An 11,758-nucleotide genomic window follows, 5' to 3' on the forward strand; every position below is an offset into this window, starting at 1 on the left:
ATGCACTTTGAAGATGGCAGGGGTGGAGAGATTCGAACTCCCAACACGCGGATTTTTAATTTCACAAAACCAATAAAAAATCATATAGTTACCAAGTAATAAAAACCAAGGTACAAGTATTTCAGCATATTACTGTATTTTGTCTAATTCCAATTTCCAAATATCAACTGTTTATACTTAGAAATTGATTAGTGCAGTTCCTTGATGTATTATTGTAAACGCGTTAAAGATACATCTCCTTTAAGGAACTCACGAGGTATAGTCTATGACTACCATTACAGAGAGAAAAGTTAGAACAACTAAACGTCGAACTACTGAGTTCAAGCGTCGTCTTTCTGAATCCAGCAAGCTATTAGCGAAAGAAATGGAAAAAGTTCGATAATAAATGAGTATAATTATAACAAAATCTGCCAAAATTCAGAAAGTTTTGGCAGAAAATCCCTCTGCATCTCTCCCAATCGATGAGTTTGAAGAATATAAAACTGAATGTGTAGAATTTGGTGATATTCCAAATCCTACTGAGACGGTTCAACTTCAACATCCCGCACATCTTGATACTATTGGTCGAGATAAACTTGCAACACACCCCATTGATGCCAGAGCAGAAGAGCTCCATCATGTTCACATATGGCAAGACGGGTGCGTATGGGAGGAAGAAAATGGGGATTTAAAAGTACAGTGGAGCTGCACAAGCAACAGTTATATTGTTTATTCGTACTTTATTGATAAAGGTGGCAATCATCATTTTCATGTTATTGATTACTGCTTAGACCAAGCTCACGCTTTGATTGAAGACGCTCATCAGGTTAGTGAGTGGACAGGGATAGCTAAAACACATAGATTGCTATTTCAGTAAGTTACTAGCGAAGAAAACGTCGATAAAATAAATCGCAGATAGCAAAAAGGCCACTCAATGAGTGGCCTTTTTTCATGCATAAATAATGCACTTTGAAGATGGTAGGGTGGAGAGATTCGAACTCCCAACACGCGGATTTGGAAGACTTACTAGAAAAGCTCCCTAGCTCAACCATCCACTAAAAAGGGTTTAGCGTTACTTGGCGCGGGAGCTGCTTTGGTAGTTGGTCACCCTGAGCTTATCACCGCGAGCGTATCGGCAGACGGTGTTCAATTCGGTGGCATTATTGGCGCAAGTGCTCCAATAGTATTTGGCCTATGGGAAACCCTACGGAATGAGTTCAAGTAATTATGGTTGAGATTTTACAGTACTTAACTTCGATGGGGTTGCCGCCATCCATGATCGTTATTATTGGAATGTTTTGGCGGCATAACAGTCGACTGATTCGACTTGAGACTAAAACGTTTAGTTAGGAAGAAGGGCTCATAGAGAGCCCTCAATAATTAGGCTTTGTAAAGATGTATGCTGTCTATAATGGATGCCAGAATTTCTATGGTTTTATCTGGTTTATCCCACCCTCGCCCAAACATCCTATTAAACAAATGCTCCCACCTTGCCTCATCCTCTCCGTCAATTGTGAAGGATTCTTTAGATGAACATTCTTGAGCTATAAGAGCTGTAAATATTTCATAGTGCTCAGGTGATTCCCATTGGTTTTCACTGAGCTCGGGGATTGCAGTTAAGCCATAAAGGGTGCCTATTTCTTCAGCAGTGACACTTCTTGAATGTATTTTTCGAGCAACTTGTGGAGTTATAACTGAGAATAAAATTCCCGTAATGTGTAGCATCGAGTAACCAAAGATTTTATTTTCAGAAAGGTAATCAGGGGTGACGATGTTTAGAACTTCAATATGTCGTACAAGGGTTTCAACTTCTCTGAGTGATAAGCTATGTACTGAGATTGCTCTTGTGACTAGATTTGTGAACTGTTCGCTGTATTGTCCTCTAAGGCATGTGTCACCAAGAGTTAAACTAGACTTAATCAGATTTTTGTAATGAACAGAAGATACTTTATTTGTATCAATTGCGTAGTTTGTTTTTTGAGTTGTAGGTAGTGCTATTTTATAGTTTATGAACTTGTCTAGATATTTTGAAGCGTCGACACCATTGCCATAGCAGTGTTCTATTGACGCTTCTAACTGCTTTGAGTTGGTAACTAAGACAAACTTAACGTTAGGAACATTAAATGTATGTTTGATCACTTCTAAAAGTTTGATGGCATAGCTAGGTTTACACCTATCGAGTTCATCAATAAATATTGTAATTGGTTTTTCTGAAGATAACTTCTTTAGCACTTGTTGTAACGCGGCTAAGCTTTCTTCTGCCTCGATGTGACTCTTTAAGATACTCTCAACAGAAGCATCTATTGCTGCGTCTGTTGCTTGGGCGACCTCTTTTTCGAATCCTTCTGCAATGTCAGCTGCATCTGTTTTTAATAAGTGTCCAACTCCAGCTTTTAGGGAAGTTTTTAACCCAAAACGGATTGCAGGTAGGATTTTGTTTATGGTCTTTTGTCTCTTACCATCTTTCTCCGGTACGAGTTTAAGTACCTCAGCAAGAATGGTTAATAAAGGCTCATCAGCATGATCTGATTTATAAGCATCTATGTAGATTATTGAGCTCGAATCTTTTTCTTTGTAAAGGTTTATCAATTTGCAGCAAAATTCAGTTTTGCCAGTCCCCCATCCACCATCAATAATTAGTGGTGAAATACTAATGTCGCTTTCTAGTAAGTTGATGATATTTATAGCGATAGATTGTCGATTGAATTCATCTCGATTGTTGAAATGTATGTCGAACATTAACTTAATCCATAATTAAGAGAGGCCGAATTAGCCGTGAATAATTGGTTATGACGGTATCATCAAGTGTGTTTAATTGTATTGATACTTGTCACCTATCTGAATTGATGGTTTCGACTTGTTTATTGTGCAATTTGTGTGGGAACAACTGGGTATATACCTGCCACAAAATGTTTAGGTTCCTATGCCCTGTCACTTGAGCTACCTCTTCAATTGAATACCCTTTTTCAAACAAACGGCTTGCACCTTCTCTTCGTAAATCGTGGTACCGCAAATCCTCAATACCCAATTCGTTTCTCACTCGCTGAAAGCCTGCGCTAACACTTCGTGAGTTGTACGGGAAAATAAGATCACCTTTGTTTGGTTGCTTTAGTGCGATCTCAAATGACTCGCCAAGCAACGGCACAATCATGTGATTACCTTCTTTCTTCCTAGGGTCTTTTCTATCTCTAACCAGTATCGTTTTATGCTCTTGATTGAGATCTTCCCAACGCAGCTTGCAGACTTCACCAATCCGCATACAAGTAAGAATGCTGAACTCTAGAATGTCGGTAAAGGGGATTCGAGTTGTGCCGTTTGGTCGGAAAGACTCACGTTGTTCTAATCCAAGCTTTAAGATTTTCAGTTCTTCAGCAGTAGGGCGACGTGTTCGTTTCTGGCTTTTACCTATTAGTGTCATATCAATGAGAACTGGGACGGCTTCATCAAATATCTGGTGATTGGTGTCGATGTTGAAGACAGGCTTAGACTTTTTCATTACAGAACGTAGGTAAGCAATATCATGATAAATCGTTGCGGGTTTGGCTCCTGCGCCTCTTCTGTTTTTACAGTGCTCGATTAAGTCGCTAGTTCGTAGCTGATTACTCTCAACTTGGGCGATGTCGCAATCCCTAAGCATCTTAATCACATAGCGTTTGGTGCGGCCTGTATTGTCCCAAAGATCTCTTTCGGCCATGAATAAATCGAGGAGTACCGAAAGGGGGACTGTTTTTGGTTGATTGAGTACCCCTTGAGCTTCTAGTTCAGCTACCCTTTTTTTACCGAAAGCTTTAGCGAGTGCTTTCTTTTTTAGAGTTTTGCTTTCCCTGTGTATAATGCGCGAATTCTTTTTAACGATGATTGTTACCTTGAACCTTGGTTCACCGCTTTTTAGCTTTCTGGTCTCGATGGTATAACTTGCCATTGTCCAACTCCTAAAGGGGTACTTGAGGGGTACTACAGGAAGTAATTCCGTTTAATTCTAGGTAATTCACTGTATGTTTGTACAGTATTAATTGAGACTGAATCATGACAAACACTAATAAAACCAGTAAATACGCTAGTAACCGACTTTCTGTTGCACCCATGCTCGATTGGACTGACCGCCACTGTCGTTACTTTCACCGTTTGCTTTCTCAGCAGACGCTTCTGTACACGGAAATGATAACAACAGGTGCGATCTTACATGGTAAGGGCGACTTTCTAGAATATAACGAGCAAGAACATCCTCTTGCACTTCAACTCGGTGGTTCAAACCCGGTTGATCTGGCTGCTTGTGCCAAGCTTGCTGGTGAGCGCGGCTATGATGAAATCAACCTTAATGTCGGTTGCCCTTCCGACCGAGTTCAGAATGGTCGCTTTGGTGCTTGCCTAATGGCTGAGCCTGAGCTGGTGGCAGATTGTGTGTCGGCGATGAAAGAAGTCACTGATATTCCAATTACCGTGAAAACGCGTATTGGTATCGACGACCAAGACTCTTATGAGTTTTTAACTAAGTTTGTTTCGACGGTTTCTGAAAAAGGCGGCTGTGAACAATTTACTATTCATGCGCGTAAAGCGTGGTTGAGTGGCCTTAGCCCGAAAGAGAACCGTGAGATCCCACCGCTAGATTACGATCGCGCATACCAAATCAAGAAAGATTTCTCTGATCTTGTGATTGCCGTGAATGGTGGCGTTACTACTCTTGAGCAAACTAAAGAGCACTTGCAACACCTTGATGGTGTGATGATCGGTCGTGAGGCTTACCATAGCCCGTTTATCTTGGCTGAAGTTGATCAGCAGATCTTTGGTTTAGACACGCCAATCAAGAAGCGCTCACAAGTGGTTGAAGAAATGTACCCGTACATTGAGCGTGAGCTTTCAAATGGTGCAAGCTTAGGACACATCTCTCGTCATATGCTTGGTTTGTTCCAAAGCATGCCGGGTGCAAGACAATGGCGTCGTTACATCAGTGAGAATGCACATAAGAAAGGCGCGGGCATTGAGGTGATTCAGACGGCATTGGCTAAGATCCCTAAAGAGCTAAACGTATAGACACCCTCAAGGTTAAAAGTTCGAGCTTAAAAGCCCAAGCAAAAACTTAAGCTTAAAAACCTAAGCTTATAAACCTAAGCTTAAAAACCTAAGGTTAAATTCGCCACTAGAGGCTAAATTTGCCATTGATCGTTTCTTTAAAAGCCACGCATTTAGATGTGTGGCTTTTTATTTACCTGATAAGTAAGGGTTTTATTGGTTTTACTAACTTGGTATGGAAGCTGCAATGTTAGAAAGTAGGAAAGATAGGTCATTAACTCATTAGGGAGACCATTATGTTTGAATTAATCTTTGTTCTTATTTTCGTCGCAACTTTACTCGTTACTGGTATTACGTTTATGACGGTACTAGCGGCAACCGGAATCGCGTTAGCGGTCATGCTGGTCTTAGGTATGATGGGCGTTGTGTTTAAACTGCTGCCTTGGCTGATCGTGATTGCAGTGGGTGTGTGGTTTTTCAAAAACTATGTACACAGCTCTAACCAAAGACGTTATTAAGGTCATCGTGTCGTCAAATCTTTACTCGTCAGCGGTTTATCGTTTTAGAATTTAAGATGTGTGGTAGAATTTTCCCCAATAATCTATGAATGTGCATACAATTAGCACAACGATATGGAATTGGAGCTATCTCAAATGAATAAAATGCCATTAATTGCTTTAGTGGGAATGCTTTCTTTAAGCTCGGCAGTGTCCGCTGAAGAAGAGTTTTCTTACACGACTAAGATCGGTGCTGATATGTGGTGGGGAAGTACAAAGCTGAATGAAGCTAGGTCGAGTGACTCAAACTCACCTTCGTTGTATTTCGCATTTGAGCATAATGCCCCTAAGCTGCCAAATGCGAGTTTCCGCTACTCTACTGTTGATACAACATTGTTAGCGTTTGATAAGTATGACTACACGTTCTACTACACAATGTTGGATCACAAGTTGATGAACTTCGATGCGGGTGTGACATTTACTCAGTATGCAAACTCACATTACAAAGATCCGTACAGTTCGAAAACGACAAGTTTTGATGAGTTTACTTGGAGCTTCTACGGTAACGCAGAAATCAATGTCCCTAATACTCACCTTGATATCATTGGTACGATGGAATTTGGTGATAGCAACGGTATTAAGAGTACCGATTTGATGGCGGGTGTTCAGTACCGTATTCCAGTGGCAGATACTGAAATAGCACTTCGTGGTGGCTATCGTGTGATTGACCTTGATTCGGACAAATTTTTCTCTTCAGAGCTGAATAAACCTCTTGAGACGGACAAAGAACCTGATCCTTTGGATGACCCAAAGCCAGGGCCACCTAAATCGTTTGTTATGGTTGATGGTTGGTTTGCTGGCGTAGAAGTACGCTTTTAGGCTATTCAAGCGAATCTAGAACGAAATTTAAGAACGTCACTTTATGAAGTGGCGTTTTTTTATATCTACTGGTTATACCCAAGCATCTTGAAGTTACTTGGGTATATACTTTTCTGGAATTAGTTAGCACATTCATCACTTTCGACCATCCTTAATACAGATACCTAATTAGCGTCTATTCTTATAAGGTCTATGTTGTGAGGTCAAAGCAAGGGATGGAATATGACACTCAATGAATTACGAAATTTATATCGAGAAAATCTGTTGGTTGAAGCGATCATAGAGCCCTCAATTCAAGAGGGGTCTTGGGTTGTGGAGTTTCGCCATATGGGCGGTGGCTTTGTTTTGCTTACTGATGTTCATGGTGAAGAGTGTCATTACGCGGATTTAGACCTAGCATCTAAGTCGGCAATGGCGGTTGGCTTTCAACAAGTTCGTATTGAAAACCAGTAACTCAATTGACGTTTCAATCGGTTTTTACTTCCAAAAAGTTATAAAACATACTTTTCTATTCTTTCTTGTTATTAAAAGGAGTGGTTAATCTATCGTCACGCAATGATTAGGGATGTCGTGACCATGTCTTTAAATAAGAAAGAGTCTTCACAAAATAATAATGCACAGTCTGGGGCTAATGAGTTACCTGGGCTAGCAGCACCACTTAATGACCAACAATTGGGTCATCTTCAGCAAACTGTTTCTGAATTATCTTCTCAACAACTGGCATGGGTCAGTGGTTACCTTTGGGGTGTGAGCCAAACTCAGCCTGTGGGTGCCGCCGCGCCAATCGCTCAAGCAGCCGCTGCAGTAGCCGAAAAACCTGCGGGTAAGCTCAGCATTATCTTCGCATCCCAAACCGGTAATGCGAAAGGTGTCGCCGAATCGCTTGAGGCAGAAGCGAAAGCCTTAGGGATTGCTGTCGAGCTTTTCGATGCAAGTGATTATAAAGGTAAGAACTTAGCCAAAGAGACACACGTCATTTTTGTAGCTTCAACCAATGGTGAGGGCGAAGCCCCTGATAACGCTATTGAGTTGCATGAATTCCTTCAATCGAAGAAAGCGCCAAAATTATCAAACCTACAATACGGTGTGATCGGTTTAGGTGACTCAAGCTATGAGTTCTTCTGCCAAACGGCTAAAGACTTCGATAACTTCCTCGCTAAGCTTGGTGCTAAATCGTTTGTCGACCGTCTTGATTGTGATGTTGATTACGAAGAGTCAGCAACGCAGTGGCGCGCTAAAGCATTAGAGCAAGTAAAAGAGACGCTATCGACAGGCACTGAAGCCGATGTAGTTCAGTTGCCCGTCGGTCAAGCGGCTGCCGGTCATTCGCAATACACCAAACAAAACCCATACACAGCGACACTGTTAACGAGCCAAAAGATCACTGGTCGTGATTCGGGCAAAGATGTTCGTCATATCGAAATTGATCTTGATGAGTCGGGTATTACTTACCAACCGGGTGATGCGCTAGGCGTATGGTTTGAAAACAGTTCAGAACTCGCAAATCAAATTCTTTCTAAGGTTGGGCTGTCTGGTATCGAAAGTGTCGATGTCGATGGTGACAACTTGTCTGTGCATAGCGCACTCGTCAGAAAATTTGAGATTACATCTTCAAACCCTCAGCTAGTGACTAAGTTTGCTGAGCTATCGGGCAGCAAGAAGTTAATTAAGCTGGTGGAAGATAAAGACAAGCTTCGTGACTACGCGGGTAATACTCAAGTTGTTGATGTTTTAGCTGAGAAGAAGACCAAGCTATCGGCTGATGAATTGATTGGCCTACTACGTAAGTTAACTCCACGCCTCTATTCTATTGCATCAAGCCAAGCTGAAGTGGATGAAGAGGTTCACTTAACGGTTGGTCTGGTTGAATACCAAAAGGGCGATGAATCTCGTCTGGGTGGTGCTTCAAGTTTCTTAGCTCAACGCCTTGAAGAAGGTGGTGAAGTTAAGGTGTTTGTAGAGAACAACAATAACTTCAAACTGCCGCAAGACGACAACACACCAATCATCATGGTTGGCCCGGGTACAGGTATCGCACCTTTCCGTAGTTTTGTTCAAGAGCGTGAAAACAATGACGCTGAAGGTAAAAGCTGGTTGTTCTTTGGTGACCGTACCTTTACTCAAGATTTCTTATATCAAGTTGAATGGCAGAGGTATCTTAAATCTGGTGCATTAACCAAGCTTGATGTTGCGTTTAGTCGTGATCAAAAAGAAAAGGTTTATGTTCAAGACCGATTAATTGAGCAGGCAGAGCAGGTTTGGCAATGGCTTCAAGAGGGCGCGTACCTCTATGTATGTGGCGATGCAACTCGAATGGCAAAAGATGTTCATGAAGCGTTAGTTACGATAGCGGAAAAACATGGCAATCAGAGCCGCGAACAAGCTGAACAATATATTAATGATTTACGTAAAGCGAAACGTTACCAAAGGGATGTGTACTAATGAGCAAGCAAGTAATAGAGCAAGAAGTGCTAGGTCAAGTACTGGGACCTTTGGCTGACAATGAACGTCTGAAGCGTGAAAGTAAAAACCTTCGCGGTACGATTGAACAAGATCTTCAAGATCGTATCACTGGTGGTTTTACCGCAGATAACTTTCAACTGATCCGTTTCCACGGTATGTATCAACAAGATGACCGTGATATTCGTAATGAACGTACCAAGCAAAAGCTAGAACCTTTACATAACGTAATGCTTCGTGCGCGTATGCCAGGCGGCATCATCACTCCTAAGCAGTGGTTAGCGATTGATAAATTCGCAGATGAAAGCACCTCTTATGGTTCTATCCGTCTTACAACTCGTCAAACTTTCCAGTTCCATGGTGTGTTGAAGCCGAACATTAAGTTAATGCACCAAACACTAAACAGTATTGGTATTGATTCAATCGCTACTGCGGGTGACGTAAACCGAAATGTTTTGTGTACCACAAACCCGGTTGAGTCCGAGCTGCACCAAGAAGCTTATGAGTGGGCGAAAAAGATCAGTGAACACCTATTACCTAAGACACGTGCTTATGCTGAGATCTGGTTAGATGGTGAAAAGCTCGCAACAACAGATGAAGAACCTATCTTAGGTAGTAATTACTTACCGCGTAAGTTCAAGACGACGGTTGTAATTCCTCCACAAAATGACGTAGATGTTCATGCTAACGATCTTAACTTTATCGCGATTGCTAAAGACGGAAAGCTGGTGGGCTTTAACGTATTAGTGGGCGGTGGTCTTGCTATGACGCACGGCGATACTTCTACTTATGCACGTAAAGCTGACGATTTCGGTTTTGTGCCATTAGAGAAAACGTTAGATGTCGCCGCTGCGGTGGTAACGACTCAGCGTGATTGGGGTAACCGTTCAAACCGTAAGAATGCCAAAACCAAATACACACTCGATCGTGTTGGTATTGATGTATTCAAAGCAGAAGTAGAAAAACGTGCAGGCGTTGAGTTTTCTGAAAGTCGTCCTTATGAGTTTACTGGCCGTGGCGACCGTATCGGTTGGGCGGAAGGCATTGATGGTAAGCACCACTTAGCGTTATTCATCGAAAATGGTCGTTTACTTGATTTTCCGGGTAAAGCGCTGAAAACAGGTGTTGCTGAAATAGCGAAGATCCACAAAGGTGACTTCCGCATGACAGCGAACCAAAATCTCATTGTTGCAGGTGTACCTAAGAGCCAAAAGGCACAAATTGAAAAGCTGGCACGTCAATACGGTCTGATGGATGATGCCGTTTCAGAACAGCGCAAGAACTCAATGGCGTGTGTGGCATTCCCAACATGTCCGTTAGCAATGGCAGAAGCCGAACGTTTTCTTCCTGAGTTTGTAACGGATGTTGAAGACATTCTGAAGAAACACGGGTTACCAGAAGAAGATAACATCATCCTTCGTATTACAGGCTGTCCAAACGGCTGTGGTCGTGCAATGTTGGCTGAACTGGGTTTAGTCGGCAAGGCTCCGGGGCGTTACAACATGCACTTAGGTGGCAACAAAGCCGGAACTCGTATCCCGAAGATGTATAAAGAGAACATCGCGTCAGCTCAGATTTTAGAAGAGATTGATTCGCTGGTGGGACGTTGGGCTACAGAACGAACGGATAATGAAGGGTTCGGTGATTTTACAATCCGAGCTGGCATCATCGAAGAGGTGATCATTTCAAAGAGGGATCTGCATGCATAATTCTGTCGCTTCAAAACTGAAGTTAGCAGAGCTACTCGCATTGACTAAGACGGAGCAGATACTTCGTCTTGGACAAATTAATGCTGAGTTAGAGCAGCTAACCGCATTAGAAAGAGTGAAGTGGGCTCTGGAAAACTTAGAAGGAACACATGTGGTGTCTTCTAGTTTCGGAATCCAAGCGGCGTTGATGCTGCACTTAGTGACTCAAGCAAAACCAGATATTCCGGTTATTCTTACGGACACTGGGTATCTATTCCCGGAAACGTATCGATTTATCGATGAGTTAAGTCAGAAGTTGACTCTAAACCTTCAAGTTTTTCGTTCTCAGCAGAGCCCTAATTGGCAAGAAGCGCAATATGGCAAACTTTGGGATCAAGGTATAGAAGGGATAGAGAAGTACAACAAGCTTAATAAAGTTGAACCGATGAGAAGAGCGCTGGATGAACTAGAGGCTGGCACTTGGTTTTCTGGGTTGAGAAGAGAGCAATCTCAATCGCGCGCAAACTTGCCTATCTTATCTATCCAAAATGGTGTGTTTAAGTTCTTGCCAGTAATTGATTGGACAAATAAAGATGTTCACTATTACTTGGAAGAGCATGGCCTTAGTTACCACCCACTTCGTGAGCAGGGGTACCTTTCTGTTGGAGATACTCATACGACTAAGAAATGGGAACCGGGTATGACTGAAGAAGAAACCCGGTTCAATGGTCTAAAACGAGAATGTGGTCTCCATGAAGACGATGGAGAGCAATATGGTTCTGGGATTTAGACCCATTGCCATTTAAAAAGCTGCCTCAAGGCAGCTTTTTTAGTTTCTAGGGGATAAAATTAAAGCGATTGTGGATAAGTCTGTGGTTATTATGTAGGTACTTTGTAGTTAAACTTGCATAAATAAGGCTTTGGGTGTTTATCCATCATCTAACCGTTATTTTTGCAATTTTCGGTAATAAACACTTGCCAATGTGAGGAACATCTCTATAATGCCGCCTCACTGACACGGTAGACGCCACAAGGCTTCAGCGAAGAATGTTAGTAAGGCAACTAGCTTTAAGCGATAATTCGCTTCTACTTTTAGAAAGTAGAAATTAATTTTCAAAAGTGTTTGACACTGAGAATTAAAACGCTAGAATGGCCGCCTCTTCCGAAGTGATGTAAGTCACAACGAAGAGAAGCTCTTTAACAATTTAAACCTATCAATCTGTGTGGGCACTCGTTGATGAATAT

Annotated in this window: 11 protein-coding genes; 9 read left to right on the top strand and 2 right to left on the bottom strand. The window is 42.0% G+C overall.

Annotated features, from left to right (window positions below):
• Nucleotides 1-385 precede the first annotated feature (385 nt).
• Entirely contained in the window at nucleotides 386-856 is a 471-nt protein-coding gene (locus tag ACED25_RS21800) for a type II toxin-antitoxin system YafO family toxin (RefSeq protein WP_017081560.1), read from the top strand.
• Between the two features lie 216 nt (nucleotides 857-1,072).
• Nucleotides 1,073-1,204, top strand: a complete 132-nt coding sequence (locus ACED25_RS21805) for a hypothetical protein (protein WP_277871672.1) — start codon at nucleotides 1,073-1,075, stop codon at nucleotides 1,202-1,204.
• Nucleotides 1,205-1,359: 155 nt separating this feature from the next.
• On the opposite strand, the gene ACED25_RS21810 is transcribed toward ACED25_RS21805, so the two are convergent.
• Nucleotides 1,360-2,718: a P-loop NTPase fold protein gene (locus ACED25_RS21810; protein ID WP_102421407.1), complete on the bottom strand. Its 1,359-nt coding sequence runs from the start codon at nucleotides 2,716-2,718 to the stop codon at nucleotides 1,360-1,362.
• Between the two features lie 91 nt (nucleotides 2,719-2,809).
• Nucleotides 2,810-3,901, bottom strand: a complete 1,092-nt coding sequence (locus ACED25_RS21815) for a site-specific integrase (protein WP_102421408.1) — start codon at nucleotides 3,899-3,901, stop codon at nucleotides 2,810-2,812.
• A 104-nt stretch (nucleotides 3,902-4,005) separates the two neighbouring features.
• On the opposite strand from ACED25_RS21815, the gene dusA reads away from it, so the two are divergent.
• From dusA to ACED25_RS21850, 7 genes are all read left to right on the top strand, one after another.
• On the top strand, nucleotides 4,006-5,010 hold the full coding sequence (dusA, locus tag ACED25_RS21820) for a tRNA dihydrouridine(20/20a) synthase DusA (RefSeq protein WP_243579495.1): 1,005 nt from the start codon (nucleotides 4,006-4,008) through the stop codon (nucleotides 5,008-5,010).
• 275 nt (nucleotides 5,011-5,285) lie between these two features.
• Nucleotides 5,286-5,507, top strand: coding sequence for an envelope stress response protein PspG (gene pspG, locus ACED25_RS21825; protein ID WP_009847904.1), 222 nt, complete (start codon nucleotides 5,286-5,288; stop codon nucleotides 5,505-5,507).
• 135 nt (nucleotides 5,508-5,642) lie between these two features.
• On the top strand, nucleotides 5,643-6,365 hold the full coding sequence (locus tag ACED25_RS21830; RefSeq protein ID WP_081326142.1) for a TIGR04219 family outer membrane beta-barrel protein: 723 nt from the start codon (nucleotides 5,643-5,645) through the stop codon (nucleotides 6,363-6,365).
• Nucleotides 6,366-6,587: 222 nt separating this feature from the next.
• A complete protein-coding gene (locus ACED25_RS21835; RefSeq protein WP_004735813.1) occupies nucleotides 6,588-6,818 on the top strand; it encodes a hypothetical protein in 231 nt (76 codons plus the stop codon).
• A gap of 123 nt (nucleotides 6,819-6,941) precedes the next feature.
• The gene (locus ACED25_RS21840) at nucleotides 6,942-8,807 is read left to right on the top strand and encodes an assimilatory sulfite reductase (NADPH) flavoprotein subunit (RefSeq protein ID WP_371696088.1); all 1,866 of its coding nucleotides are present in this window, start codon (nucleotides 6,942-6,944) and stop codon (nucleotides 8,805-8,807) included.
• Nucleotides 8,807-10,534 (top strand): assimilatory sulfite reductase (NADPH) hemoprotein subunit, encoded by a 1,728-nt coding sequence (gene cysI, locus ACED25_RS21845; RefSeq protein ID WP_017101845.1) that lies wholly within the window; start codon nucleotides 8,807-8,809, stop codon nucleotides 10,532-10,534. Before ACED25_RS21840 ends, cysI begins: the two co-directional genes overlap by 1 nt.
• Nucleotides 10,527-11,303 carry a phosphoadenylyl-sulfate reductase gene (locus ACED25_RS21850; RefSeq protein WP_102542874.1) on the top strand — a complete coding sequence of 259 codons (777 nt, stop codon included), beginning with the start codon at nucleotides 10,527-10,529 and terminating at the stop codon, nucleotides 11,301-11,303. The genes cysI and ACED25_RS21850 overlap by 8 nt, the downstream gene beginning before the upstream one ends.
• Nucleotides 11,304-11,758 lie beyond the last annotated feature (455 nt).

It is taken from the genome of Vibrio sp. 1F263 (genome assembly GCF_041439035.1).
Classification (GTDB): Bacteria; Pseudomonadota; Gammaproteobacteria; order Enterobacterales; family Vibrionaceae; genus Vibrio; species Vibrio tasmaniensis_A.

Coding starts and splice junctions, on each gene's coding strand:
- ACED25_RS21810 (WP_102421407.1), bottom strand. CDS start 2,718: ATGTTCGACATACATTTCAACAATCGAGATGAATTCAATCGACAATCT.
- ACED25_RS21800 (WP_017081560.1), top strand. CDS start 386: ATGAGTATAATTATAACAAAATCTGCCAAAATTCAGAAAGTTTTGGCA.
- dusA (WP_243579495.1), top strand. CDS start 4,006: ATGACAAACACTAATAAAACCAGTAAATACGCTAGTAACCGACTTTCT.
- ACED25_RS21815 (WP_102421408.1), bottom strand. CDS start 3,901: ATGGCAAGTTATACCATCGAGACCAGAAAGCTAAAAAGCGGTGAACCA.
- cysI (WP_017101845.1), top strand. CDS start 8,807: ATGAGCAAGCAAGTAATAGAGCAAGAAGTGCTAGGTCAAGTACTGGGA.
- ACED25_RS21830 (WP_081326142.1), top strand. CDS start 5,643: ATGAATAAAATGCCATTAATTGCTTTAGTGGGAATGCTTTCTTTAAGC.
- pspG (WP_009847904.1), top strand. CDS start 5,286: ATGTTTGAATTAATCTTTGTTCTTATTTTCGTCGCAACTTTACTCGTT.
- ACED25_RS21850 (WP_102542874.1), top strand. CDS start 10,527: ATGCATAATTCTGTCGCTTCAAAACTGAAGTTAGCAGAGCTACTCGCA.
- ACED25_RS21835 (WP_004735813.1), top strand. CDS start 6,588: ATGACACTCAATGAATTACGAAATTTATATCGAGAAAATCTGTTGGTT.
- ACED25_RS21840 (WP_371696088.1), top strand. CDS start 6,942: ATGTCTTTAAATAAGAAAGAGTCTTCACAAAATAATAATGCACAGTCT.